A 25,041-nucleotide genomic window follows, 5' to 3' on the forward strand; every position below is an offset into this window, starting at 1 on the left:
CTCGCTCCGCGATTCCGAGACTTGCTCTGTTATTACGGAATAACGTAGTGTTCGGCGCATGGCTGATGACTCCCTGCTGGAGCGGGTCGCCGCGCTCGAAGAACGCGTGTCGCGGCTGGAGTCGGGGCCGAACCCGACCCGTAACGACGTGTTCTGGGCACTGGAAGGGCTGCGCCGGCGGCTCACGGAGGACGGGCAAGTCCTCTTCACCGGCGCACTCGACCTGCCCACGGGCGAACACTACGAATGGCAGCAAGGCGCGGCGGTGACGGAACTGCTCGATGCGAACTGGGCGGATCACGCCGCGCCGTACGCGGCCTTGGGGCATCCGGTGCGGCTCACCCTGCTGCGCGCGGTACTGCGCGGAACCCGGTCTTCGACCGAGTTGCAGGAGACAGCCGGGCTCAACACCACCGGACAGCTCTACCACCACCTCAAACAACTCACCGCCGCCGGCTGGCTCCAGGCCGAGGGGCGCGGGCACTACGTGGTGCCCGCGGGGAGGGTGGTGCCGCTGCTCGTGCTGCTGTCCGCCGTGGTGCCGGCACCGAACCCGACGACAAGGAGTGGTACATGAACCGACGGAAGTTCCTGGGTGCGGCTACGGCCGGGGCCGGACTGTCGCTGTTACCCCGGCAGGCCATGGCAGCCGAGGGCGAACTCGCCGCGCTGGTGCGGCGATACCTGGACCGTGCGCTGGCCGCCGGCAGCCCGAGTGCGGTGTGCGGGGTCATCCGTGGCGCACACCGATACACAGCGGGCGCGTCCCAGGACGGCCCGGCACCGGGCGGCAGGACGGTGTTCCAGCTGGGCTCGATCGGCAAGACCCTCACCGCGACGGCCCTCGCGCGCGCCGTGTGCGCGGGCAGGGTCCGCCTCGACGCGCCGCTCGTCCTGCCTCCCGGGTTCCCCGTCCCGCGCAAGGGCCCGCGCCGTATTACCCTGGCCGACCTGGCGACCCACACCTCCGGGCTGCCCTCGCTGCCGCCGAATCTCCTGGCGAACGCGGATCCTTACGACCCGTACGCGCATTACACGCTGGACGACCTGGCCGACGGGCTGGCCGAAACGACCCTGAGCACCGCGCCGGGCAGCACCTACAGCTACTCCAATCTCGGGTTCGGGCTGCTGGCCCAGGCGCTGGCCTTCGACGAGGTCGAGGCGACGCTGCGGCGCAGCGTGACGGCGCCGCTGCGCCTGCGCGACACGACGACCGTCCTGCGGCCGGACATGGCCTCCCGCAAGGCGGTCGGGCATCTCGCCGGAGACCCCGTGCCCGACTGGCACGATCATGTACTCGCCGGCGCGGGCACCTCCGTCTACAGCACCGCCGACGACATGCTCCGCTTTCTCGGCGCCCAACTGCGCCCGGAGCGCTCGCCGTTGCGGGACGCGATCGAACTCGCCCAGCGCCCGCACTTCACCGTCGACGAGGACCTGCGAATCGGGCTCGGCTGGCACCTCAGTGCGCTGTCCGGGGGCCGGCCGATGACCTGGCACAACGGTGGCACCGGTGGATTCAGCACATGTGCGGCGTTCAGCAGGCGGAGCATGACGGCGGTGGTCATGATGGTGAACACCTTCAGCGAGGAGTCCGACAGTGAAGCCCGCCCGGTCGACGCGCTGACCTTCGCGCTGCTCTCCGAGCTCGATCAAGTCTGAGTTTCGACCGCGCCGCTTGCTGGTTCCGGTACCCCCTCACCGGCATGGGAGCCGTCTGCCAGCTCTCCACCGCGAGCACCGAACCCGCACCACTGACGGTGAGCCTGCTGCGAAGGCCGTCCCTCGGCTGCTCCGAACCGACGAACTTCGTCATCGAGGAAGGCCGCGTGCACGCGGGCTGAGCACTGCGCGATCAGATCAACTCAGGCTCGGCGCCGTCCAGTCGGCATGCCGCAGGACGGCGCGGACCGTCGCGCGGGAGGGCGCCAGCCGGAGCGCGGTGTTGCGGACGGCGACGGCCAGGGGGTGACTCAGCTGCTGGCCCATATGCCCGGCCTGCCGGGCGGCGCGTGCGACGGACTGGCTGCGCGGGCGGCGCTCGGCGTCGTAACGGGCCAGCGCTGATTCGACGGTGAGCTCGGTGGCGAGTGCGGCGGCGAGGGTCGCCGCGTCCTCCAGGGCCTGGCAGGCACCCTGGCCGAGGTTCGGCGTCATGGCATGGGCCGCGTCACCGAGCAGGGCGATCCGGCCCACGGTGAAGGTGGGCAGGGGTGTGGCCAGCTCGTGGATGTCGTGGTGCAGCACGGCATCGGGGCGGGTCGCTTCCAGCAGGCCGGGGATCGGATCATGCCAGGCGGCGAAGCGTTGGCGCAGCACGGCGAGGGCGTCCGCGTGCCGCACTCCGGGCGGCGAGTTGAGCACCGCGTGCCACTCGGCACGGTTGTCGGCGAACGCGATGTGCCCGAACTCCGCTCCCTGCCCCCAGGTCAGGGCGAAGTCGGTGTCCAACGCGACCGGGCGCCCGGTGATGGCGCGCAGGACGGTCGACCCGCTGTAGACGGGGCCGGGGTGATCGGGGAACAGCCGCACGCGCAGGCGGCTGCCCACCCCGTCGGCAGCCACGACCAGATCCGCCTCCAGCGCGCCGTCCTCAAGTGCCAACCGCACGCGGCCGGAGTCGGTACGGTCGGCGGACGCGGCCTCCGCCCCGACGACAAGGCACTCGGCGGGCAGCGCCGCACGCAGGAGCCTGTGCAGCTCGGCCCGCGGGATGCCGACGATCGGGGTGCCCAACTCGCGTTCCAGCGCGGCCCCGTCCATCCGGGCCAGCCAACCGCCACCGGGGGTTCGGGTGCCCCCGGTGTACTGAGGACGGGACGCCGCGCGCACCGCCTCACCGACGCCGAGGGCGTCCAGGGCCCGTATGCCATTGGCGTGCAGGGAGATGCCCGCGCCCACGTCGGCGAGGACGCGGGCACGTTCGACGACCGTCACTTCCCAGCCGACCAGGCGCAGACCGAGCGCGGCCGCCAGCCCGCCGATGCCCCCGCCGACCACGATCGCGCTCCCGCGTCTGCCGCCACTCCCTCCGCTCCGTCCGCTCGCCCCGCTCCCTCCACGCCTGCCACTCCTGCCGCCCATGCCCGGCCCCCTCGATTCGCCTCACCGATGTTTCTACAGATGTAGAAGGAAGAGTACCCAGCGTCTCTACAGGTGTAGAAAGAGGGGATGTCCACCGACCGACGCACTCTCCTCGCCGACATGGCCATCCACGTGCTCGCCGAGAGCGGGATCCGAGGGCTGACCCACCGCGCGGTGGACAGGGCGGCGAGCCTGCCGCCCGGCACCACCTCCGCCTACTTCCGCACCCGCCAGGCACTGCTCACGGCGCTGGTCCGGCGCCTGGTCGCACTCGACCAGGCCGAACTCCAGGACATCGGTGAGCGGACTCCGCTGCCACGGAGCGCCCAGGAACTGGCGGCCGGGATCGTCGCCTTGGCCGAGCTACGGCTCACCGGTGAGGGTCGGCGTCGCTCCCTGGCTCGTTACGCCTGCGCCATCGAGAGCGTGCACCTTCCGGAACTGCGGGAGATCCTCGTGCCGCGCGAGAACGCCGGCCGCCGAGTCGTATACGACTTCCTGACGGCGCGGGGCGTAGCGGAAGAAGACGCCGACGCTCGCACCATCACATTGCTGACCTGTGTGGACGGACTGGTCTTCGATCGCCTCGTGGGCGGCGGCACCGTCTCGGAGCAGGAGATCCAGGGGCTGGTGGCGGCGGCATTGCGATGACGGGCACAGGTACGGGCAGGCCGGCCGTGGACTGTGAACGACACCCCCCTGCTCCCCGGGTCACACGCCCCTTCCCCCCCCGGACACACACTCCCGTCTCAGGTGCGGTACGCCAGTCGGCGCAGGACCGTCTCGACGGGCCCGCGTCGGCCGGCGCGCTCCAGGGCGTACGCCCCGGCCACCGTCACCAGCCAGACGCCGACCGCGAAGAGCACCATGGTGGCGCTGGTCAGGTGCTCGCCGAGGCCGAGGCCCCAGGCCGCCAGCAGCGGGGAGAACATCAGCGAGTGGGCCAGGTAGCAGGACAGCGACCGCTTGCCGACCGCCGAAACCGCCACGACGGCCGTGCCGCCCCACCCGCTCGGCCGGCCGGGGCCGCGGTGGGTCCACCAATGCGCGAACAGCGCGACGGCGGCGACATAGCCGATCCCGGCGGCGTTCCCGGTGACATCCCGCAGGATGGTGAGCGCCCCCTCCTCGCTCTGGGCTTCGTCCGGCACCTTCATCGCGCCGACGTGGGCGAGCGCGGCGGGCAGCCCGCCCAGCCAGCCCACGGCGATTCCCCCGACCGCGGTGCGGCGCAGCAGCCCCAGATGGAGCCCGGGCTCCTCGAGGACGCGACGGCGTGCCGCCCAGAAGCCGAGCAGGAAGACGAGGTAGCCGCCGCCGACGAGCGCGAACGGGGCACCGACGAAGGTGACGAACAGACCGGTCGTCAGCCGGGTGCCGAGCGCCGCGAGGAAGTTCTCCTCCCCCGACGCGTACGCCTCGGAGCCCGGCTCCGCACCCGACTCCCCCAGGGACCCCAACTCGCCCCGCAGCAGGGCCGTGACGACCGGCACCGCCGCGAACAACACCAGTTGTACGGCCGCGATGCCGATCCACCACTTCAGCGCACGCTCGCCGCGCCTGACGAAGAGCCAGCCCAGTACGAGGCTCAGCACCCCGTAGTAGCCGACGATGTCACCGGCCATCAGCAGTGTGGCGTGCGACAGACCGATGACGATCAGCCACAGGCTGCGCCGTCGCAGGATCCCCACCGCGGCACGTTCCGAGGCTCCGGCCTCGACCTGGCGCAGGTAGAGCTGCATCATGCCGTAGCCGAAGAGAAAGGCGAAGAGCGGATACACCCGCAGATCCAACGCGGTGATCATGACGAACTGAGCCGCTCGGTCGGCCCATGAACCGTCGACCGGCTGCCACCCCGAAGGGCCGTGCCGAGCCGCCCAGAGGTGGAAGGCCGTGTTGGACACCACGATCAGCAGGAGCATCAACCCCCGCGCGAGATCGGGCGTGAGCGCCCGCTCCCCACTCCGCACGGCCCCGCGGGGCAGCCGCACCTTCCCAGCGCTCTCGGTGTTGTCGGCATCAGTCGTCGTCACACCGCCACGCTAAGAAGGCGTCCGGTACCAGGACATCCGCCTTCGGTCTCGCCGCGCGTGACCAAAGTATGGTGCCCGCGCACCAAAGGACCTCCGCGGGCTCGGCTCCGGCCCACGGAACGTTCGTCCAAGAAGCAGCCTCTTCAGCGGTTCCACGCCTCCGGGCCGCCGCCGCGCCACTCGATCAGCCCTGTCTGTCGCACGTACTCGGGATCCGCGTCCTCGATCCCCGCCCGGCGCAGGAACTCGGCGACGTCCAGAAGGCCGTAGGCCATCCCCAGGAACTGGTCGTCCACCCGCACCCGCCGGCCACCGTCCTCGGCGGGCGGGTACACGACGACGGGCTGCGTACTTGCCATGGGACCAGGGTGCGACGTGGGGCGCTCACCCGCATGTGGGGCGCCCGCCCCCCTCACATTGGGGCATAGAACTCATATGTCACTTGATGTGGCTCCCGAGCGACGATCCTGGGCGCCGCTGCTGGCGGTGTGTGCCGGGTATTTCATGGTGATCCTGGATGTGACGGTCCTCAACGTCGCCGTGCCGGTGATCGGCCGCGACCTGTCGACCTCGCTCACCGGGATCCAGTGGATCACCGACGGCTACACCCTGGTCTTCGCCGGGTTCCTGCTGACCGGCGGCGCACTCGGCGACCGGCTGGGCAACCGTCGGGTCTTCTGCGCGGGCGTGGCCGTGTTCACCGTGTCCTCGGCCGCGTGCGCGCTCGCGCCCAACGCCCCCTTCCTGGTGGTGGCCCGGTTCGTGGAGGGGCTCGGTGCGGCGCTGATCGTGCCCGGTTCCCTGGCCCTGCTCCAGCAGGCGTACCCCGGGGCGGCCGCACGCTCACGGGCCTTCGGGTTGTGGGGGTCGATGGCGGGCATCGCGGCCTCCGCCGGGCCGCTGCTGGGCGGGCTGCTCGTCTCCACCGTGGGCTGGCGCTGGGTGTTCCTCATCAACCTGCCCGTCGGGGCGGTCTGCCTGGTGCTGACGCTACGGCACGTGACGCGCTCACCCCGGCGCGCCGACCGGGCCCTGGACTGGCCGGCCCAGTGCGCAGTCGTGGCGGCGGTGGCGTTGCTGACCGCGTCGCTCAACGAGGCCGGACGGCGGGGCTGGTCCGACCCGGCCGTGCTCGCCGGGGCGGGGCTGGCCGTGCTGGTCGCCGTGGCGTTCGGGGTACGCGAGCGGCTGGCCCGGTCTCCCGTGCTGCCGCCGCACCTGCTGCGCTCCCGTGCGATGAGCGGCGGAGCGGCCATCGGCCTGCTGTTCAACTTCGGCTTCTACGGCATGGTGTTCACCGCCAGCCTGGCGTTCCAGCACCATCGTGGCTTCAGCGCCCTCGGCACCGGACTGGCGCTGTTCCCGGCGGTGGCGATGACCATGTTCGCCTCCGTCCTGTCCGGGCGGCTGTCCGGTCGCACCGGCGATCGTCCGCTGGTGGTCTGCGGCATGCTCCTGGCCGCCCTGGGGCTGGCCGGCTGGGCCGCGGCGGGAGCCGACCCCGCCTACGCGCTGCTGGTGGCCCCGATGATGGCCGCGGGGTTCGGTACGTCCTTCGCCCTCACCGGGTCGACCGCCACCGTGATGGGTGCCGCGCCCACGGCGTACTCCGGGGCCGCCTCCGCCCTGTTCAACACCGCCCGGCAGATCGGCAGCGCCACCGGCGTCGCCCTCGGCGGCAGCCTGCTCGCCTCGGCCACCGACTACGACACCGGGCTGCGCACCAGCATGGCCGCCGGCGCGCTCGCCTACCTGACGGCTGCCGTCCTCGCGTGGCTGTGCGTGCCACCGAAGTCCAAGGGGGCGTAGGGCACTTGAGGCCATGGAGCGGAGCGGGCCGACTTCTCCCAGCTAGGTCAGTCCACTGCTACGACCCCGTCAGCCCCCTGCCAGGACCCGGATCGTGCCCAGCCGCTCGTCGGCCGCGTCGGGCAGGTTCATACCGGCCCGGACACCGGTCCTCAGATAGCGCAGGACGGGCTCGGTGAGACGTTCGCCGGGGAGGACGGCGGGGATGCCGGGCGGATACGGCGTGATCATCTCGCCGGCGACCCTCCCCTCGGCCTTGTCCAGGGGTACGTCCGTATGGGGGCCGAAGTAGGCGTCGCGGGGCAGGCTGACCTGTTCCATGCGCAGGTCGGCCGGGGACGGCACGTCGACGCGTGGCGCGTCCCGCAGTTCGTCGGCGTTGTCGGCCAGTTCACGCAGGGCGGCCAGCAGACCGGCGGTGGTCCGGTCGTCGTCGGCGTGGGTGAGCTGGGCGCTGACGCGCCGGTGGTCGAAGAGGTGCGTGTCGACGTGGTGCCGCTCGCGCAGCCGGTCGGCGGCCCGATAGCCGGTGGTGTCCAGGGCTTGGATGTCGATCACGACCGGCAGGGGGTCGAATTCGGCGGCCAGTCCGGGACCGCAGAAGTCCGCCGCGTCGTTGACGTGGAGGCCGTCGATCTCCTCGATGGCGGCACGGGTGCGGTAGGCCAGTTCCAGCGCCCGGTCCATGAGTTCGTGGCCGTGCTGGACCATCTGGCGGCGCCATGCGTCGATTCCGGCGTACAGCAGGACGTTGGGGCTGGTGGTGCCGAGCAGATCGGCGCGCGCCGCGAGTTCGGCGGGGTCCAGGAGATCGCCCTGGAGGTGGAAGACCGAACCCTGTTCCAGACCGCTGCCCATCTTGTGGATGCTGGTGACACAGACATCGGCGCCCGCGTCCATGGCCCACGACGGCAGCGCGTCGTGGAAGGGCAGGTGTGCTCCCCACGCCTCGTCGACGATCAGGGGTTTGCCCCGGCGGTGGCAGACCTCGGCGACCCCGCGCAGGTCGGCCGCCGAACCGTACGGGGTCGGGCTGGTGACGAGGGCGCCGTCGGCATCGGGGTACGCGGTGAACGCCTTGTCGTAGGCGGCGGCCGACGGAGGATGGGCGAGGTTGCGTCGCGCGTCCCATTCCGGTTCGACCCACACCGGTCGGACGCCGGACAGGATGAGACCGGCGACCACGGACTTGTGGGCGTCCCGGCCGACCAGCAGGCTGTGGCCCGGGGAGGTCACCGTCAGCATGGCCGCCTTCACGGACAAGGAGCTGCCGCAGGTGGAGAAGAAGGTGTGCTCCGCGTGCACGGCGTCCGCCATCAGCTGCTCGGCCCGCTCCAGTACGCGCCCCCGGGAGAGGCGATCGTCCAGTCCTCCGTTGGCCAGTACGTCCCCGAGATACACGGCGTCACCGAGGACGGCTCGCGCCCTGGGGTCCGCACCGCGCGCCTGTTTGTGACCGGGTGGGCTGAAGCCCAGCTCGTCGGCCTCGTGGTAGCGGGAGAGGGCGTCCAGGACGGGCGCCTCGTCGTGGTGGGGACGCATGCTTCCGGAGTTCCCAGGGCGAGCATGTGCATGCCTCACTAGGCCCGATGCCGACCAGGACCCCCGCCGCGGCTGCCGACAGCACCGCGGTCGGGCCCGCACGCAGCAACAGGCCGCCGAGGGCAGCGCCGGCGAGGACCGCCACGAGCGCGGGTGGGCCGCCGTGGCCATTCGCTCAGTCGGCCTTCCTTACCGCGGCGTCGAGGAGCGGCCCGAGTTCCCGGGTCACGATCGTCAGGGCGCGGACGTCGCGTTCGGTGCGGGCTATGAGGATCGCCTCCTCCAGAGTGCTGATCATGGGCGTGGCGAGGGCGCCGGCCCGCCGCGGACAGATGCCGGGCCCGGGTGACCAGGCGGCGCCGACCGTTCCCCGACGCCGAGACCGGTGTGCAGTGCCCGGCTGCTGCACGGGCACCGACCGGCCGTCGACGAGGCCCTCGACGACGGCCGGATCCTCCGTCTCGGTGACACCGACCGGGAGGTCTACGGACGCCCTGACACACTCCCGGCCACCTCCAGCTGTGACAGCCGGAGAAGCGGCTGCCGGCCGTCGTTGACGCGCTGTCAGACCACGACGTCGGCTGGGTGGACCCCGCCCTCGACGGACCCGACGTGACCGCCCCGCGCTCGGCTCCCTGCAGCGGCCTGCCTCTCCCCTCGTGCGGGCCGGGGGTTAACCCCACCCCCGGTCCGGATGACCGCCCCATCGCGACGGCGCACCCTCCGCGGCCATCCTGGGACAGCACAGGCAGGCCCGAGGGGGCACCGGTGCTCCGTACACGACGGCGACGGCTCTCACGACCGAGGATGCACACGTGATCAAGCGGAAGCGTGCGATGGGCGGCTTACTCACCCTGGCCGTGGCGGCCGGCGTCGCGGTGGGGGCGGCTCCGCAGGACGAAGTGCCCCGGCAGAACACCTCCGCCACGGTCACGCCCGCCGATTCCGCCACCCGTACGTCCGACCACGATCGCCTGCGCGCGCTCCTGCGGCGGCTGACCACGGTCGACGGCGGGCCCGGCGCGCTCGTCGAGATGCGGGACCGGCGCGGCAGCGTGGTGCTGACCAGCGGTGTCGCGGACGTGACGAGCCATGCGCCGATCCACCGTGGCAGCAGGTTCCGGATCGGCAGCATGACCAAGACGTTCGTGGCGACGGTGCTGCTCCAGCTGGTGGGAGAGCGTCGCGTCGTCCTCGACGCGCCGGTGGAGCGCTACCTGCCCGGCGTGGTCCGCGGACACGGCAACGACGGACGGGTGGTGACCGTCCGTCAGCTGCTCCAGCACACCAGCGGCATCCCGGACGTCCTCGACCACCTCAGCCCGCGGGAGATCCTCGAGGACCCGCTGGCCCACCACGACATGCGTGACCTCGTGGACATCGCGCTGGCCCACCCCCCGACCTTCGAGCCGGGCACCGGGTGGCGCTACTCCAACACCGGCTACCTGCTGGCCGGCATGATCATCGAGAAGGTGACGGGGCACTCGTACCGGGACGAGATCCGCCGGCGCGTCATCGCTCCGCTCGGCCTGCGCGAGACGTATCTGCCCGGTGACTCCTCGGCGATTCCCGGACCGCATCCGCGCGGGTACGCACGGCCCGGTGAGGACGCGCCGCTCAGGGACATCACCGCGATCAACCCCTCGGTCGGGGGCCCGGCCGCCGAGATGATCTCCAGTGGCACCGACGTCAACCGCTTCCTGGACGCGCTCCTGCGCGGCAGGCTGCTGCGCCCGGCCGAACTCCGGGAGATGATGCGGACCCGCCCGACCGGCAACCCGGACGGCCGGGCGTACGGCCTCGGGCTGGAGAGCAGGCCGCTGCCCTGCGGCGGCCTCTACTGGGGGCACACCGGCGACTTCCCCGGCTTCGAGACGGCGGGCGGTGCCACCCTCGACGGCAGGCAGGCGACGGTCATGGTGAACCTCGGTCCGGGTGGTCCGGACGCGCAGAGCGCCGACATGCGGTCCGCCGTCCGGACGGCGCTCTGCGCGGGCCGATCGCGGGATCAGGGCACCCGGTGACACCGGGCGCCCTCCTTCATCCCGGGCTCATACCGGGCCGGCCGGGCCGTTGCCCTGGATCGCCTTCGGGGACTCGTCCGGGGTGGTCACCTCCGCCGGGCGCGGTACCGACAGGTCGCGGCGCCGGGCGATCCAGGCGGCGGCCGGCTCGGTGAAGCGGGCGGTGAGCGGGCCGAGGACGACGAGGATCAGCACGTAGGCGGTGGCCAGCGGGCCCAGGGAGGGCTCGATACCGGCGGTGACGGCGAGCCCGGCGATGACGATGGAGAACTCGCCGCGGGCGACCAGCGTGCCACCGGCTCGCCAGCGGCCCTTGAGACCCACTCCGGCGCGCTTGGCGGCCCAGTAGCCGGTGGCGATCTTCGTGGCGGCCGTGACCACGGCCAGCGCGAGGGCGGGCAGCAGCACGGGCGGGATGCTGGCGGGGTCGGTGTGCAGGCCGAAGAAGACGAAGAACACGGCGGCGAACAGATCCCGCAGCGGGGCCAGGAGGTTGTGCGCTCCCTCGGCGACCTCGCCGGACAGCGCGATGCCGACCAGGAACGCGCCCACGGCCGCCGAGACCTGGAGCTGCTGGGCGATCCCGGCGACCAGCAGGGTCAGGCCGAGGACGACGAGCAGCAGCTTCTCAGAGTCGTCGCTGGAGACGAAGCGGGAGATGTGGCGCCCGTAGCGCACGGCCAGCAGCAGGACGACGCCGGCCATGCCGAGGGCGATGGCCAGGGTGAGGCTGCCCGCCGCGAGCCCGGCTCCGGCGAGCAGGGCGGTGAGGATCGGCAGGTAGACGGCCATGGAGAGGTCTTCGAGGACCAGGATGCTCAGGATGACCGGGGTCTCGCGGTTGCCGAGCCGGCCGAGGTCACCGAGGACCTTCGCGATGACACCGGAGGAGGAGATCCAGGTGACGCCGGCGAGTACGACGGCGGCGACCGGGCCCCAGCCCAGCAGCAGGGCCATGGCCGCGCCCGGCAGGGCGTTGAGCGCGGCGTCGACGAGACCGGCCGGGTACTGGGTCTTGAGGTTGGAGACGAGGTCGCTGGCCGTGTATTCGAGGCCGAGCATGAGCAGCAGCAGGATGACGCCGATCTCGGCGCCGATCGCGACGAACTCCTCGCTCGTGCCGAGCGGCAGCAGACCGCCCTCGCCGAACGCGAGCCCGGCCAGCAGATAGAGGGGTATCGGGGAGAACCGCAGTCGCCCGGCCAGCCGGCCGAGGAGTCCCAGTCCGAGGATGATCGCGCCGAACTCGATCAGGAAGATCGCGGAGGAGTGCATCGCTCAGTCCCGTCCGAGTATCTCGGCGGCCGCCTCCACACCCTCGCGGGTGCCGATCACGATCAGGATGTCGCCGCCGGCCAGCCGGAAGTCCGGCGTCGGCGAGGGGATCGCCTGCGCGCGCCGGAGCACCGCGACGAGGGAGGCACCGGTCTCGGTGCGCATCCTGGTGTCCCCCAGGACCCGCCCGTTCCAGTAGGAGGCCGCGGACAGCTCTATGCGCTCCGCCACCAGTCCCAGGTCGGTCGTGGACAGCAGGTTCGGACTGTGGTGGGACGGAGCCAGCGCGTCGATCAGGGAGGCCGACTCCGGCTCGGTCAGACGCAGCGACTGCGCACACGCGTCCGGGTCGTCGGAGCGGTAGACGTTCACCGTCCGGGTTCCGTCCCGGTGCGCGATCACCGACAGGTGCCGATGTTCCCGCGTGGTGAGGTCGTACTGGACACCGATACCCGGCAAGGGTGTGGTGCTCATCCGCGGAGCAGGCACAACCCCTCCCTCCCTCTTCGTTGCGACCGTGGTGCGCGCGCGACGGACCGGCCTGCCGGTCCACCGCGGCGAGGATCATCGTGCCAGGTGCGAACGGGCCGGGAACATGGGTGTCAGCACGGATGGACGTGCCCCGGCGCCAGCGGTCAGAGTGGTGCGGGGCAGTGGGCTCCGCCGCAGGCCCCCCCGTGGGACCGGTCGGCGGCGGCAGGAGACAGTGGAGGTGAGGGGCACCGGGAAGGAAGAACGCGATCATGACGTTGTACTGGCGGATCTTCCTGCTCAACGCGGCGGTGTTCGTCGCCGCGGTCCTGCTGCTCCTCGGTCCGGTCACCGTCTCCACCCCGGTCCTGTTCGGCGAGGCGGCCAACTGGCCTCGTTCATCGGCCATGACACGCTCGACCGTCTGCCGGGGATCTCCGTGCCGACGCTCGTGCTGGCCGGTGAACTCGACCTCGCCACGCCACCGCGCTTCGGTCGCGCGGTAGCGGAGCGAATCCCGGGCGCCGAGTTCGAGGTCATGCCCGGGGAGGCCCATCAGCCCTTCCAGGAGGCCCCGGACATGTTCAACGCCCGTGTGGACGCCTTCTGGCGCCAGGTCGGCCACGACAGACGGTAGCGCTCACGGCGATGATGTTCGCGGTCGCGAGTGGGTCTTCCACGGCACGGCCATGGCCCTGGGCATCGGCTTCCTGTGCGCCCTGCGCCACCCGGGCGGGCGGTGACGCCCGAAGACCTCCCCCGACATCCGCCCCGGCGTCGGTCAGGTGTCGTACGGCAGGTCGCCGGGCTCCAGTCGCGTGGGCCCGGCTCCGGCCGTGAGGCGGCGGTAGGCGGCGCGGGCGTGGAGCAGGCGCGCCAGGCCCGTGCCGACGAGGGCGGCGGCGAGCAGGCAGGTCAGCCAGAAGGTGTCGCGGTGCGCGACCCAGGTGAGGATGCCGGCGGGCGGGATGGCGAAGCCGTTGAGGAACAGCCAGCACAGCAAGGCGGTGCCGGGGGCCGCGGTGAAGCGCGCGCACAGTCCCAGCAGGGCTGCGAGCAGGGACAGCACGGCCAGGGCGAGCCCGGGGCGATCGGTGCCCACGAGGAAGTTGAGGACCGCCACCAGCACCAGGGCCCCGCCGAAGGCCGCGGCCCACACCAGCGGGGTGGCGACGGGCCGTGGGACCGGCCTGGCACCGCTGCTGAGGGACACCCACTCGATCATGCTGACGTTTCCTCCCCATCTCCCCGATGCGGACGGAGGCGGGGCTCCGGCCCCCGGCATCGGCGCCGTGGATCCTGGCCCAGGCATTGTTCCAGGCGGCCCACGCCGCCTTCCCGGCGGTCAACTCCGGTCCCTCGTTAGGGTGTCATCAAAGGTTGTCCAGAGAAACACCCGAACCGGACAGGGGGCAGTCGTGGGTGTTCCGCGTCTGAGCAGTACGCAGTTGCCGGGGATCGGGGTCCGTTACGACCTCACGACCCGGGAGCAGCGTCTTCTGTCGGTGGTCGCGCACCGGGACGGGGCGCGGACGCTGAACGCGTACCGGCAGGACGATCCGGACGCGTGCGCGTTGTCGGTACGGATGACCTCGGGAGAGGCGGAGGCCCTCATCGATGCCCTGATGCCTGCGCACCACAGCCCGAGCCTGCTCTCCACCACCGAACTGGGCCTGGTGGCCGAGCGGATCGAGTTGTCGTCGGTCTCGCACTGGAACGGGCGGGTGCTGGGCGACACCCGGATGCGTACCGAGACCGGCGTGTCCGTCGTGGCCGTCCTGCGACGCGCCGAGGCGATCCCCTCCCCCGGGCCGGACTTCCGGCTGGCGGGCGGCGACACCCTGATCGTGATCGGCACCCGTGAGGGCGTGGACGCGGCCGCCGGGATCCTCGCCCGGGAGTGACCGGTGCGGCTCAACCGTTCGCATGGGCGACCTCGGTGGGCTCGGCCGCGGTGGTTGTGTCCGGCAGTTCACGGGCCCGGCGGCGCGAGAGGCGGCGGGCGAGGGGCTCGGTCCAGCGGGCCGCGAGCGGACCGAGGACGACCAGGATCAGGACGTAGGCCGTGGCCAGTGGGCCGATGCGCGGTTCGACGCCGACGGTGAGTCCGGCGATGACGATGGAGAACTCGCCCCGCGCCACCAGGGTTCCGCCGGCCCGCCAGCGTCCCTTGGACGAGATCCCGGCCCGGCGGGCGGCCCAGTAGCCGGTGGCGATCTTCGTGAGGGTCGTGACGACGGCCAGCGCGAGGGCGGGCACGAGTACGGGTGGGATGTCCGCGGGGTTGGTGTGCAGGCCGAAGAAGACGAAGAACACGGCGGCGAACAGGTCCCGCAGCGGCATGAGGAGGTTGCCCGCCCCTTCGGCGACCTCGCCGGACAGGGCGATGCCGACCAGGAACGCCCCGACCGCCGCCGACACCTGGAGCTGCTGGGCGATGCCCGCGACGAGCAGCGTGAGGCCGAAGACCACCAGCAGGAGCATCTCGGCGCTGTCCGAGGAGACCGCACGGCTGATCAGACGGCCGTGCCGCAGCGCCACGTACAGCACGCCACCGACCGTGCCCAGGGCGATCAGCAGGGTCACCGCGCCGCCCGCCAGGCTCACCCCGGCCAGCAGGGCGGTGAGGATCGGCAGGTAGACGGCCATGGAGAGGTCTTCCAGGACCAGCACGCCCAGCACGACGGGGGTCTCACGGTTGCCGAGCCGGCGCAGATCGCCGAGGACCTTGGCGATGACGCCGGACGAGGAGATCCAGGTGACGCCGGCCAGGGCGACGGCGGCGATCGGGCCCCAGCCCAGCAGCAGGGCCATCGCGGCGCCTGGGGCGGCGTTGAGGACGAAGTCGACCGCGCCGGAGGGGTATTGGGTCTTGAGGGTGGCGACCAGTTCCGAGGCGCTGTACTCCAGGCCGAGCAGGAGCAGCAGCAGGATGACGCCGATCTCGGCTCCCGTGGCGACGAACTCCTCACTGGCCTGCAGGGGCAGGATGCCGCCGTGACCGAAGGCGAGTCCGGCGAGGAGGTACAGAGGTATGGGCGAGAAGCCCACCCGGCCGGCGAAGCGGCCCAGCAGCCCCAGGACGAGGATGATCGCCCCGAGTTCGATGAGCATGGCAGCGGTGTTGTGCACGGGCGTCGGACCTCCGTGATCGGTTCGGCGGCGTCTGTGCCTTTTGCGGGTGCAGGCGGCCGGGTTTGAGCTCCGGACGGGGCCCTTGGCCGTTGTTGCCGGTACGCGCGCGTTCGCCGACGCCGGTCGGCCTGGTGGCCACTCCCGGCGAGACGGTGCTGAGATTCGTGTCCCGTGGCTGCCCTCGACGGCTCAGTGAGCGGTACGACGGGGCCGTGCCCTGACAGCGGGCTCGGGCGGGGCGCTCGTCAGCGCGCGGAGCGCCCGTTCGCCTCGGCGGCGCTGCCGGTATCAGGAACGCCGTCGCGGGCGGCGTTCTCGACGCGCACAGGGACGCTCACGCGCACGGAGATGACTCGGCTCATCTCACGCCCCCCATCACGTCCGCCGGAAATCGGCGACGACCACCCAACGACTGAGCGAGCCCTCGCTCAGCGGAGCGTAAGGGCTCGGTAAAGGATTCTAGCGCACCCCAACAGTCGATAATCGTACGGACATTGATCCGCCGTCATGCGCCGGAACTCGACGCACGAGCTCAGCACAGGGGCTCAGCGGAGAGGCTCAGAGGAAGGGCGGCAGGCGGCGCTCCGGTCGCGTGCGATGCGGGTCGAGCAACTGCACCGCGATGCCGGCGAGGACCAGTCCCGTGGCGATGAGCAGGCCGTCGGCCAGAGCCACGCCGGTGACCAGTACGGCCACGGCGCCAAGCAGCATCCACCAGGCGCCGGTACGGCGGTACTCGCGGGGCGGCGCGGGCCGCCCCGCGCTCAGCGCCTCGGCGAAGCGGGGATCGTCCCGTGCGAGTCGTGCTTCGAGAGCGACCAGGCGCTCGTCGTCGGACTGGGGCAAGGCTCCTCCTTCCCGGAACCCGTCACCGCCCTGGGACGGGTGAGACGGTGGGCCTATGGGCCATGGGTGGTGGCTTCTGCGACGCGGGGCGCCGTGCACGGTCGGGCAGGCTGTCGGCGCACCACACGTCCGCCGGTCGGGGGCACGTCACCGGTTCTGCCCACAGCCCGGCATCGCCTCTCCCGTCCCGCTCCAGCCATCACGCCCACCAGTCATCCTTCCTGGCGGCGGACACGCACAAACGCTCGACGGAGGACCTGCACGAACCCTGCCGACGGCATCCGGCGGCCCTGCACCGAGGTACCCGGAGACAGCACCTCGGTGCGGTGGGCCGTCAGGCCGTCTGCGGCTGGAGGAAGCGGGCCAGCAGGTCGTCCAGCGTCACCATGCCGGTGAGCCGGCCCGACGCGTCACGGACCACGGCGAGGGTCGACCGGCGGCGGCGCAGCAGGTCGATCGCGGCGGCGACCGTGGCGTCCTCGGTCAACTCGGGTACCGGGCGGGCCAGTGAGCGGGCGTCGGCGGGTCGTTCGCGGGCGCGGGCGACCAGGGCGTCGCGGGCGTGCACCGAGCCGACGACTGTGCCGTGGTCGCGGACCAGGAGCCGGGTGCGGTCGACCTCGGCGGCCAGGCGGAGGATCTCGTCGGCGTCGGCGCTCGCGTCGATCCAGGAGATGTCGGCGGCCGGCACCTGGAGTGCGCGTACCGGCGTCTCGGGCTCCGTCAGTGAACGGGTCAGCAGCTCCGAATCCGTCTCGCTGATGAGGCCGAGCCGTTCGGACTCCTCGACCAGGTGGGTGAGTTGCTCGCGGTTGTGGACCGAGGCCAGCTCGTCGCGCGGGGTGACGCGGCACAGCCGTACCAGACCGTTGCTCAGCTTGTTGAGCGCCCAGATCAGCGGGCGTACGGCCTTCACCACACCCCGGAAGGGGGGTGCGAGCAGCATCGCCGAGCGCTCGGGGTGGGCGATGGCCCAGGACTTGGGTGCCATCTCGCCGAGCACCATGTGCAGGAACACCACGACGATCATGGCGACGGCGAACGCGACGCCGTAGCTGAGGGCGCTGGGCAGGCCCAGGTCGTGCAGCAGCGGGTCGAGTTCGTGCGAGATCGCGGGCTTGGACACCGATCCCAGGCCCAGCGTGCACACGGTGATGCCGAGTTGGGCGCCGGCCAGCATCAGCGACAGCTCGCGCATACCTGCCACGGCCGCCTTGGCGCCGCGCTGTCCCTCGGCCGCGGCCTTCTCCATACGGTGCCGTTTCGCGGCGACCAGCGCGAACTCGGCGGCGACGAAGAAACCGCTGCCGATCAGCAGCAGCACGGTGACGAAGACCGCCATCGGGAAACTCATGCCGGCTCCTCCGTCTTCTCCGCCGGCTCCGCCACCAGCCGCTGGACGCGTACCCGGTCCGGCACGTGCCGGTCGAGGGTGCGTACGTCGATCACCGCGCTGTCACCGTCGGACAGCGCGACCGTGAGCCGGTCACCGATGGTGGGGAAGCGGCCGAGCCGGTCCACGATGAGGCCGGCCACGGTGTCGTAGTCCTCCTCCTCGGGCAGGTCGATGCCGGTGACGTCGGCGACTTCGTCCAGGCGCCGTCGCGCGTCCACCAGCCAGCCCTGGCCGTCCGCGACCGCGATCTCGGTGACGGTGTCGGACTCGTCGGCGATGTCGCCGACCAGTTCCTCCGCGATGTCCTCGTAGGTGACGATGCCGGCCACCCCGCCGTGCTCGTCGAGGACCACGGCGAACTCGTCGTCCCGCTCGCGCATCTGCTCCACGGCGTCGGGCAGCGGCAGGGTGTCGGGCAGCAGCAGCGGTCGCCGGGCCGCCGCACCGGCCGTGGTGGCTGCCCGCCGGTCGGCGGGCAGCGCCATCAGCTCCCGTACGCCGAGCACACCCGCGACGTCGTCCGGGTGGTCGCCGAGGACCGGATAGTTGGAGTGGCCGTGCTTGGCGATGAGGTCGACCGCCTCGGCGGCGGTGGCGTCCTTGCGGACGAAGACCGCGTCGGCGCGCGGCACCATCACCTCGTCGAGCGTCCGGTCGGAGAACTCCAGGGCGTGGTCGAGCAGCTCGGCGGTCGCGCGCGGCAGCCGGCCCTGTTCGTGGGACTCGCCGATCAGATGGCCCAGTTCCTCCAGGGTGGCGCCGTGGTGCAGCTCCTCCACCGGCTCGATGCCGACCTTGCGCAGCAGCCGGTTCGCGGCGCCGTCGAAGACCCGCACGATCGGGCCGACGACCTTCAGGTACGCCAGCGTGGAGCCGGCCAGTGACTTCGCGAGCCGTTCCGGGACGGCGATGGCGAGGTTCTTCGGGGCCAGCTCGCCCAGCACCATCTGCACGACCGTGGCCAGCACGAAGGCGAGCACGACGGAGATGCCGCCGACGGCGCCGTCGGGGATGCCCATACCGGTCAGGACGGGCTTGAGCAGCGCGGACACCGACGGCTCGGCGATGAAGCCGACGACCAGACCGGTCACGGTGATGCCCAGCTGGGCGCCCGAGAGCATGAAGGACAGGCGTTCCAGCACCTTCAGGGCGCGGGCTGCCTTCCGGTTTCCGGCCTCGGCCTCACGGGCCAGGGCGAGCCGGTCGGCGGAGACGTACGCGAATTCCTGAGCGACGAAGTAGCCGGTGCCGGCGGTCAGGACGAAGACGGCCAGCAGGCCGAGTGCGGCGCTCAACGGCGTGTCGACAGGGAGGGGACACCCCGCCGTGTGCCGTGCTCAGGGAGAACCTGGCGGGGTGGTCGGGGACTGTGCCCCGAGGGGTCCGTCGGTCTGGCGGACACTTAGCAGCTCCTTGTCTTGGTGTTCCTCCGTTCAACGATTCTGGCCGAATCGGGGTTCCCGGTCCCGTAAGGCGTGCGTCGTCCACGGGTTCGTCACACGGCGGAAGACCCGCTGGACAGCGGGGGTACACAGGGCGGTCATGACCGCCACGGCGATCAGGGTGACGGTGATCTCACCGGCGGGGTGGCGGATCCAGGCGGGGTCGTACCAGCCCCAGTGCTTGGCGGCCTGGGCGACGAAGCCGTGCAGCAGGAAGCCGGACAGCGTGCCGGCCCCCAGCACGGTGAACCACGTCCGGCGCCCGGGAACCCAGGCGAGGAAGCAGGCGGACAGGGCGACGGAGCAGCCGAACGCGGCCAGGGTCATCACGGGGCCGTACCAGGCGGGCGCGGCGAGTTCCTCGGCGCTCTCGCTGTGGAAGAACCAGGCGTAGTTCATCCACGAGACCGCCCAGTACGCGACCGCGAGGGCACAGGCGAGGACCGGCAGGGCCAGGACGCGCGCCGTGCGGCGGCGGACGAGCCGGAAGTGCTCCGGCTTCAGCAGCAGGCCGAGCACGAAGTACGGCAGGAACTGCAGGACACGTTGCAGACCGAGGTCGTCACCGATGGAGGGCGAGAGGGTGGCGAGCATCGCGACGGCGAGAGCGAGCGGCAGCGGCCACCGCACGAGCCGCCAGACCGGGGACGTCAGCCGCCAGATGAACAGCGCCGCCAGGAACCAGGTCAGGTACAGCGGGTCCAGCAGGCTGACCGGCCGGTCGGGATCATCGCTGGTCCACCGCGTGAACAGGGTGTACGCCACCTCGAAGACCACATAGGGAACCGCCACCCCGGTCAGCAGGCGTCCGAGCCTGCGCGGTTCCGCTTCGAAGCCGCGCGAGAAGTAGCCCGAGACCAGGGCGAACAGCGGCATGTGGAAGGCGTATACGAGCATGTACAGCGCGGTGACGGTCCGGCTGCCGTCCCGCAGCGGCTCCCAGGCGTGGCCCGCCGCCACCAGCAGGATCGCCAGGTACTTGGCGTTGTCGAGGAAGGGGTCCCGCTGCTCGGCCTGTCTCTCTCCCGCCCCTGCGGACGGCAGCGGCTGCTGCCGTCGCTCCGGTGCGCGTGTGACAGTGGGTACGGGTGTGGCATCAGCGGACATCGCCAGCACCCTAAGCACACTTCCCTGCGGCAGATCAACCACACCGTTGGCCAACGCACACGTCTGAGCCACCCCGTGCACGGCTCGCACGGGGTGGCTCGGAGGTCATGGCCCAACAGGTCATGGTTCAGGGATCACGCGGTGGCCGGAGCGGGGCCGACGAGCTCCGAGAGCACGTCCTCCATGGTCACGAACCCGATCACCTTGCCGCCCTCCCCCAGGACGCCCGCGAGATGGCTGCCCTCGGCGCGCAGGGCGGTGAGGGTGTCGTCGAGCGGGGTGTCGATACGGACCCGGGTCACCGGATGCAGGACGCCGGCCGGGAAGGGGCGGTCGCGGTCGGCGACGCCGAGGGTGTCCTTGATGTGCAGGTAGCCGAGGAGGGCGCCCTCGGGGCCGGTGACCGGGAAGCGGGAGTAGCCCGCGTCGGCGGCCACGCGCTCCAGCCCGGCCGGGGTGACGGTGTGGTCGACGGTGCGCATGCGCCGCGCCGGGACGAGGATCTCGCCCACCGGGCGCGTACCCAGCTCCAGCGCGTCACGCAGGCGCTCGCCGTCGGCCGGGGTCAGCAGCCCGGCCTCGCCGGACTCGACGACCATGCGTGCCAGTTGGCCGTCGGTGAAGACGGCATCCACCTCGTCCTTCGGCTCGACGCGCAGCAGCTTCAGCAGGGCGTTGGCGAAGGCGTTGATGCCGAACACGAACGGCCGCAGGGCCCGGGTCAGGGCCACCAGGGGCGGCCCGAGCAGCAGGGCGCTGGTCACCGGGGCGGCGAGGGCGATGTTCTTCGGCACCATCTCGCCGATCAGCATGTGCAGATAGGTGGCGACGGTCAGCGCGATCACGAACGCGACCGGGTGCACCAGGGCGTGCGGCAGCCGGACCGCCTCGAAGCCGGGCTCCAGCAGGTGGGCGATGGCCGGTTCGGCGACCGCGCCCAGGACCAGCGAGGAGACGGTGATGCCGAGTTGGGCGGTGGCCATCATCGCGGAGAGGTGCTCCAGGGCCCACAGGGTCATCCTGGCCCGTTTGTCGCCCTCGTGGGCCCGGGGTTCGATCTGGCTGCGGCGCACGGAGACAAGGGCGAACTCGGCACCGACGAAGAAGGCGTTGGTCAACAGGGTCAGGGCGCCGATGGCCAGTTGGAGAGCGGTCATCGGGCGTCCTCCGCGAGTTCGGCCGGCCGTGCGAGGGCCGGTGCGGTGATGCGGATCCGGTCGGCGCGGTGATGGTCCACGTCGAGGACGTCCAGCTGCCAGCCGTCCAGGTCGAGCAGGTCCCCCTTGGCGGGGATGCGGGCCAGCCGGGTGGCGATCAGTCCGGCGACGGTCTCATACGGACCGTCCGGCGCGGTCAGCCCGATCGCGGCCAGCTCGTCGAGGCGTACGCCGCCGTCCGCCTCCCAGACCGCGCGTCCGTCGTGTGTCGTCGGGGCGGGCAGCAGGTCGAGGGCCTCGACCGGGTCGTGCTCGTCGCGCACCTCGCCGACGACCTCCTCCACGATGTCCTCCATCGTCGCCACGCCGGCCGTACCGCCGTACTCGTCGATGACGACGGCCATGGTGCGGGTGACCCGCAGGCGTTCCAGCAACCGGTCGGCGGTCAGGCTGTCGGGGACGAGGAGGGGATCGGTGGCCAGGTCGGTGACCGGTGTGACGAGCCGCTTCCCGGGCGCCAGGGCGAGGACGTCGCGGATGTGGACGGTGCCGATGACCTCGTCGAGGCTGTCGCGGTAGACGGGGAAGCGGGACAGACCGGTGGCGTGGGTGAGGTTGGCGGCGTCGGCGGCCGTCGCGTGCGCTTCGAGCGCCTTGACGTCGACCCTCGGGGTCATCACGTTCTCGGCGGTCAGCTCGCTCAGGTGCAGGGTGCGGACGAACAGTTCGGCGGAGTCGGGCTCCAGCGCGCCCTGGGCCGCCGAGTGCCGGGCGAGGGCGACGAGTTCCTCGGGGCTGCGGGCCGAGGCCAGCTCCTCGGCGGGCTCCAGACCGAAGCGGCGTACGACGCGGTTCGCGGTGTTGTTCAGGTGGTGGATGAACGGGCCGAAGGCGGCCGTGAAGCCGCGCTGCGGGCCCGCGACCACCTTGGCGACGGACAGTGGCCGGGAGATCGCCCAGTTCTTCGGCACCAGCTCGCCGACCACCATCAGCACGACGGTGGAGACGACCACGCCCAGCACGGTCGCCGCGGAGGAGGCCGCCCCGCCCAGGCCGACCGTCCGAAGCGGTCCGCGGAGCAGTGCCGCGAGCGACGGCTCGGCGAGCATGCCGATCACCAGGGAGGTGACGGTGATGCCGAGCTGGGCGCCGGAGAGCTGGAAGGTCAGGTGTCGTACGGCCTTCAGCGCGCCCTCGGCGCCGCGCTCGCCGGACTCGGCGGCACGCTCCAGTTCACCGCGTTCGACGGTGGTCAGCGAGAACTCGGCCGCGACGAACAGGGCGCAGGCCAGAGTGAGGAGGAGGGCCAGCAGGAGCAGCAGGACCTCGGTCACCGTGCCACCCCCCTTCCCTCGTGCGCGTGGGGCGTGCGGGGCATGGCACGGCTGGTACTGGGAGGCTCACCCATCGCGCGCTCGTGTCTCCTTCTCGGTTCGGCGGACATCTCGGTCGGCGGACGCCGGTTCGGAGGGAGCGCAGGGCATCCGCTCCCTCCGACCCTATGCTTCTACTCGCTTGTAGAGAACGGCTCGGCCTTCCCGGTTGTTCCCAACCGCGGGCGCGGCCGGGCTCGCGGTCGGCGCCGCCGGCGGCACGGTCGCGGCCGAAGTCGTCGACGAGGTCGGGGACTTCTTCGAGGGCGAGGAGGAGCGAGGGGAGGACGAGGGGGGTCGAGTCGGCACCTGATAACTTCTACATTGCTGTAGAAGTTAACGACGTAGGGAGTCCTCATGGCCCTGTGGGACCGCATCAAGGAGTCCGCATCGACGATGCAGACCCAGCTGGTGGCGAAGAAGAACGACCTCAAGAGCGGTGCCTTCCGCGACGCGAGCATGGCGATGTGCGCGCTCGTCGCCGCGGCCGACGGCACCGTCGACCCCTCCGAGCGTCAACGCGTCGCCCAACTGATCGCCGGCAACGAGGTGTTGCAGAACTTCCCCGCCGACGACCTGCGCCGCCGGTTCGAGGAGAACCTGAACCGGCTCACCACCGACTTCGACTTCGGCAAGGTGAGCGTGATGCAGGAGATCGCCAAGGCGAGGAAGAAGCCCGCCGAGGCGCGTGCCGTGATCCAGATCGGCATCGTCATCGGCGGCGCCGACGGCGACTTCGACAAGGACGAGCAGGCCGTGGTCCGGGAGGCGTGCTACGCGCTCGACCTGCCGCCGCACGAGTTCGACCTCTGAGCGACCGGCACTCGCCCTCGCCGCGCGCCGGGCGGACGCGAGCGGCGTCCACCCGGCGCGGCGGGTCAGCAGATCAGCAGTCAGCGAATCAGCCGACCAGTCGGCCAGTCGGCCAGTCGGCGAGTCGGCGAGTCGGCGAGTCGGTCAGTCGGTCAGTCGGTCAGTCGGTCAGCGAATCTCGTCGAGTTCGAGATCACTGCCGACGACCAGGGTGACCACACCCGCCGCGGCATCCGACGCCTGCGTGGCCCGGACCCCGGTCAACCGGCCGGCCAGCGCCTCGGCCTGCTTCTCCAGGCCCGCGGGGTAGGTGACCGTCGTCCTGCCGGTGTTCTCCGGGGCGTTGCCCTTGCCGACGACGGTGACGCCTGCCCTGCCCAGCTTCTCGGCGACGGTGGCGGCCCGTCCCGAGACTCCGGTGCCGTTGAGGACCTGGACGCGCACGGAGGACGCGTACACGGGGTTCTTCGTGTCCGCCTCCAGCCGCTTCTTGTCGATCTCCTTGTCCTTGGCCAGGGAGGTGAACAGGTCGGCGGCCTGCGGGTACTGCCACGCGACGTTGGCCAGGTCGCTGGCCACGTCGGCCTCGCGCGGGTAGTTGGGCACGGTGAGGAACGCCAGACGATCGCTCGGGATGCCCTTGAGTTCCGAGGCGAGTGAGGTCAGCGGCTTGATGCCGGCCAGGTCGGGGTCCGTGGTCAGGGACTTGGTGGCGGACCCCAGGAAGCCGTACAGCGCCTTCGGGCTGGTCAGTTTCGCCTGCGCCTTCTCGACCAGAGCGTTCATGAACTCCTGCTGGCGTCCGATGCGTCCGATGTCGGAGCCGTCGCCGACACCGTAGCGGACCCGTACATAGCCGAGGGCCTGCTCGCCCCCGACGGTCTGGCAGCCGGCGTCCATGTCCAGGCGGGCCTTCTTGGAGTGGATGGCCTGCTCCGGGCAGACCTCTATGCCGTCCAGGGCGTCGACCATGCCCTTGAAGCCCTGGAAGTCGACGGACATGAAGTGGTCGATGCGCAGGCCCGTGTTGGCCTCGACCGTCTTGATGGAGCAGGCGGCGGCCCCGGCGACCTCGCCGTTGCTGCCGCCGAGCGCGAACGCCTCGTTGATCTTGGCGTGGTGCGGTGCGGAGTCGCTCCCGTCGCCCTTGTCGCAGGCCGGTATCTCCACCCAGGAGTCACGCGGGAACGACACCACCGCGGCCCACTCCCGGTTCGCGGGGACGTGCAGCACCATCAGCGTGTCCGACTGCATGGTCGTCAGGTCCTTGCCGTACTCGGCGTTGGCGCCGTCGCGGCTGTCGGAGCCGACGACCAGGATGTTCTTCGAGCCCGGGCTGAGGTTCTCGGGGCGCTCCCCGCCGATCTTGTCGTCGACGTCGGCGGACTTGATGTTGCTGTCGAGGTCGTTGTAGACCCAGGCGCCGACTCCGGCGATGCCGAGGACGACCACCGAGGTCACCCCCGCGCTCCACGCCAGGATCCGCCCCCGCCGCGTCAGCCGGGCCTTCCCCGCACCGCTGCCCGACGTACGT

Annotated in this window: 25 protein-coding genes and 2 pseudogenes; 11 read left to right on the forward strand and 16 right to left on the reverse strand. The window is 71.5% G+C overall.

The genetic code is table 11. The annotated features are described in order from the left end of the window. The first annotated feature begins 58 nt into the window (after nt 1-58). From ADK36_RS00880 to ADK36_RS48640, 3 genes are read left to right on the forward strand one after another with little or no spacing between them, the layout of a single operon-like run. Nucleotides 59-577 (forward strand): ArsR/SmtB family transcription factor, encoded by a 519-nt coding sequence (locus ADK36_RS00880; protein ID WP_048579724.1) that lies wholly within the window; start codon nt 59-61, stop codon nt 575-577. Next, a complete protein-coding gene (locus tag ADK36_RS00885; protein WP_053195916.1) occupies nt 574-1,662 on the forward strand; it encodes a serine hydrolase domain-containing protein in 1,089 nt (362 codons plus the stop codon). Before ADK36_RS00880 ends, ADK36_RS00885 begins: the two co-directional genes overlap by 4 nt. A gap of 44 nt (nt 1,663-1,706) precedes the next feature. After that, nucleotides 1,707-1,844: a hypothetical protein gene (locus ADK36_RS48640; RefSeq protein WP_159029088.1), complete on the forward strand. Its 138-nt coding sequence runs from the start codon at nt 1,707-1,709 to the stop codon at nt 1,842-1,844. A 16-nt stretch (nt 1,845-1,860) separates the two neighbouring features. Here the strand turns inward: ADK36_RS48640 and ADK36_RS00890 are convergent, their stop codons facing one another. Further along, nucleotides 1,861-3,000 (reverse strand): FAD-dependent monooxygenase, encoded by a 1,140-nt coding sequence (locus tag ADK36_RS00890; protein WP_234438060.1) that lies wholly within the window; start codon nt 2,998-3,000, stop codon nt 1,861-1,863. A gap of 171 nt (nt 3,001-3,171) precedes the next feature. Between ADK36_RS00890 and ADK36_RS00895 the strand changes: the two genes are divergently transcribed. Further along, nucleotides 3,172-3,735 carry a TetR/AcrR family transcriptional regulator gene (locus ADK36_RS00895; protein WP_048579722.1) on the forward strand — a complete coding sequence of 188 codons (564 nt, stop codon included), beginning with the start codon at nt 3,172-3,174 and terminating at the stop codon, nt 3,733-3,735. Between the two features lie 98 nt (nt 3,736-3,833). Here ADK36_RS00895 and ADK36_RS00900 read toward each other — a convergent pair whose 3' ends face one another. Together ADK36_RS00900 and ADK36_RS00905 are read right to left on the reverse strand one after the other, a co-directional pair. Continuing rightward, nucleotides 3,834-5,117, reverse strand: a complete 1,284-nt coding sequence (locus ADK36_RS00900; RefSeq protein ID WP_078942623.1) for a DUF418 domain-containing protein — start codon at nt 5,115-5,117, stop codon at nt 3,834-3,836. Nucleotides 5,118-5,260: 143 nt separating this feature from the next. After that, a complete protein-coding gene (locus tag ADK36_RS00905) occupies nt 5,261-5,476 on the reverse strand; it encodes a hypothetical protein (protein WP_030052320.1) in 216 nt (71 codons plus the stop codon). A 76-nt stretch (nt 5,477-5,552) separates the two neighbouring features. On the opposite strand from ADK36_RS00905, the gene ADK36_RS00910 reads away from it, so the two are divergent. Further along, complete coding sequence (locus ADK36_RS00910) at nt 5,553-6,926, forward strand: MFS transporter (protein ID WP_053195917.1); 1,374 nt, start codon at nt 5,553-5,555, stop codon at nt 6,924-6,926. Between the two features lie 69 nt (nt 6,927-6,995). Here the strand turns inward: ADK36_RS00910 and ADK36_RS00915 are convergent, their stop codons facing one another. Next, the gene (locus ADK36_RS00915; RefSeq protein WP_048579719.1) at nt 6,996-8,468 is read right to left on the reverse strand and encodes an aminotransferase class I/II-fold pyridoxal phosphate-dependent enzyme; all 1,473 of its coding nucleotides are present in this window, start codon (nt 8,466-8,468) and stop codon (nt 6,996-6,998) included. Between the two features lie 175 nt (nt 8,469-8,643). Then, nucleotides 8,644-8,796: pseudogene (locus tag ADK36_RS45670) on the reverse strand (TetR/AcrR family transcriptional regulator); the annotation flags it as partial. 487 nt (nt 8,797-9,283) lie between these two features. On the opposite strand from ADK36_RS45670, the gene ADK36_RS00920 reads away from it, so the two are divergent. Beyond that, a complete protein-coding gene (locus ADK36_RS00920; RefSeq protein ID WP_053195919.1) occupies nt 9,284-10,492 on the forward strand; it encodes a serine hydrolase domain-containing protein in 1,209 nt (402 codons plus the stop codon). Nucleotides 10,493-10,519: 27 nt separating this feature from the next. On the opposite strand, the gene ADK36_RS00925 is transcribed toward ADK36_RS00920, so the two are convergent. After that, nucleotides 10,520-11,767 carry a cation:proton antiporter gene (locus ADK36_RS00925; protein ID WP_048579717.1) on the reverse strand — a complete coding sequence of 416 codons (1,248 nt, stop codon included), beginning with the start codon at nt 11,765-11,767 and terminating at the stop codon, nt 10,520-10,522. 3 nt (nt 11,768-11,770) lie between these two features. Continuing rightward, nucleotides 11,771-12,241 carry a cation:proton antiporter regulatory subunit gene (locus tag ADK36_RS00930; RefSeq protein WP_048579716.1) on the reverse strand — a complete coding sequence of 157 codons (471 nt, stop codon included), beginning with the start codon at nt 12,239-12,241 and terminating at the stop codon, nt 11,771-11,773. A gap of 269 nt (nt 12,242-12,510) precedes the next feature. Here ADK36_RS00930 and ADK36_RS49865 point away from each other — a divergent pair. Both ADK36_RS49865 and ADK36_RS45675 read left to right on the forward strand, forming a co-directional pair. Continuing rightward, nucleotides 12,511-12,621 (forward strand): annotated as a pseudogene (locus ADK36_RS49865) (sensor histidine kinase); the annotation flags it as partial. Nucleotides 12,622-12,677: 56 nt separating this feature from the next. Next, nucleotides 12,678-12,875: an alpha/beta fold hydrolase gene (locus tag ADK36_RS45675; protein ID WP_234329633.1), complete on the forward strand. Its 198-nt coding sequence runs from the start codon at nt 12,678-12,680 to the stop codon at nt 12,873-12,875. 144 nt (nt 12,876-13,019) lie between these two features. Here the strand turns inward: ADK36_RS45675 and ADK36_RS00940 are convergent, their stop codons facing one another. Then, entirely contained in the window at nt 13,020-13,463 is a 444-nt protein-coding gene (locus ADK36_RS00940; protein WP_048579713.1) for a hypothetical protein, read from the reverse strand. Between the two features lie 193 nt (nt 13,464-13,656). Here ADK36_RS00940 and ADK36_RS00945 point away from each other — a divergent pair, with 193 nt between their 5' ends. Next, nucleotides 13,657-14,142 (forward strand): cation:proton antiporter regulatory subunit, encoded by a 486-nt coding sequence (locus tag ADK36_RS00945; RefSeq protein ID WP_048579712.1) that lies wholly within the window; start codon nt 13,657-13,659, stop codon nt 14,140-14,142. Nucleotides 14,143-14,152: 10 nt separating this feature from the next. Here the strand turns inward: ADK36_RS00945 and ADK36_RS00950 are convergent, their stop codons facing one another. The 7 genes from ADK36_RS00950 to ADK36_RS00980 all read right to left on the reverse strand — a co-directional run bounded on the left by ADK36_RS00950 (nt 14,153) and on the right by ADK36_RS00980 (nt 22,655). Further along, a complete protein-coding gene (locus ADK36_RS00950) occupies nt 14,153-15,370 on the reverse strand; it encodes a cation:proton antiporter (RefSeq protein WP_048579711.1) in 1,218 nt (405 codons plus the stop codon). A 561-nt stretch (nt 15,371-15,931) separates the two neighbouring features. Then, nucleotides 15,932-16,219, reverse strand: a complete 288-nt coding sequence (locus ADK36_RS00955) for a DUF3040 domain-containing protein (protein WP_048579710.1) — start codon at nt 16,217-16,219, stop codon at nt 15,932-15,934. A gap of 334 nt (nt 16,220-16,553) precedes the next feature. Next, on the reverse strand, nt 16,554-17,573 hold the full coding sequence (locus ADK36_RS00960) for a hemolysin family protein (RefSeq protein ID WP_048579709.1): 1,020 nt from the start codon (nt 17,571-17,573) through the stop codon (nt 16,554-16,556). After that, nucleotides 17,570-18,910 carry a hemolysin family protein gene (locus ADK36_RS00965; protein ID WP_048579708.1) on the reverse strand — a complete coding sequence of 447 codons (1,341 nt, stop codon included), beginning with the start codon at nt 18,908-18,910 and terminating at the stop codon, nt 17,570-17,572. The genes ADK36_RS00960 and ADK36_RS00965 overlap by 4 nt, the downstream gene beginning before the upstream one ends. A gap of 138 nt (nt 18,911-19,048) precedes the next feature. Then, nucleotides 19,049-20,164: an acyltransferase family protein gene (locus tag ADK36_RS00970; protein WP_048579873.1), complete on the reverse strand. Its 1,116-nt coding sequence runs from the start codon at nt 20,162-20,164 to the stop codon at nt 19,049-19,051. Between the two features lie 134 nt (nt 20,165-20,298). Continuing rightward, nucleotides 20,299-21,321, reverse strand: a complete 1,023-nt coding sequence (locus tag ADK36_RS00975) for a hemolysin family protein (protein ID WP_048579707.1) — start codon at nt 21,319-21,321, stop codon at nt 20,299-20,301. Further along, nucleotides 21,318-22,655, reverse strand: coding sequence for a hemolysin family protein (locus ADK36_RS00980; RefSeq protein WP_048579706.1), 1,338 nt, complete (start codon nt 22,653-22,655; stop codon nt 21,318-21,320). Before ADK36_RS00980 ends, ADK36_RS00975 begins: the two co-directional genes overlap by 4 nt. Nucleotides 22,656-22,863: 208 nt before the next feature. Here ADK36_RS00980 and ADK36_RS47655 point away from each other — a divergent pair, with 208 nt between their 5' ends. Together ADK36_RS47655 and ADK36_RS00985 are read left to right on the forward strand one after the other, a co-directional pair. Then, nucleotides 22,864-23,007, forward strand: coding sequence for a hypothetical protein (locus tag ADK36_RS47655; protein ID WP_267887381.1), 144 nt, complete (start codon nt 22,864-22,866; stop codon nt 23,005-23,007). Nucleotides 23,008-23,051: 44 nt separating this feature from the next. Then, on the forward strand, nt 23,052-23,507 hold the full coding sequence (locus tag ADK36_RS00985) for a tellurite resistance TerB family protein (protein WP_048579705.1): 456 nt from the start codon (nt 23,052-23,054) through the stop codon (nt 23,505-23,507). Between the two features lie 168 nt (nt 23,508-23,675). Here ADK36_RS00985 and ADK36_RS00990 read toward each other — a convergent pair whose 3' ends face one another. Beyond that, complete coding sequence (locus ADK36_RS00990; protein WP_425315280.1) at nt 23,676-25,007, reverse strand: LCP family protein; 1,332 nt, start codon at nt 25,005-25,007, stop codon at nt 23,676-23,678. Nucleotides 25,008-25,041 lie beyond the last annotated feature (34 nt).

The sequence above is a fragment of the Streptomyces viridochromogenes genome, assembly GCF_001270495.1.
GTDB lineage: Bacteria > Actinomycetota > Actinomycetes > Streptomycetales > Streptomycetaceae > Streptomyces > Streptomyces viridochromogenes_A.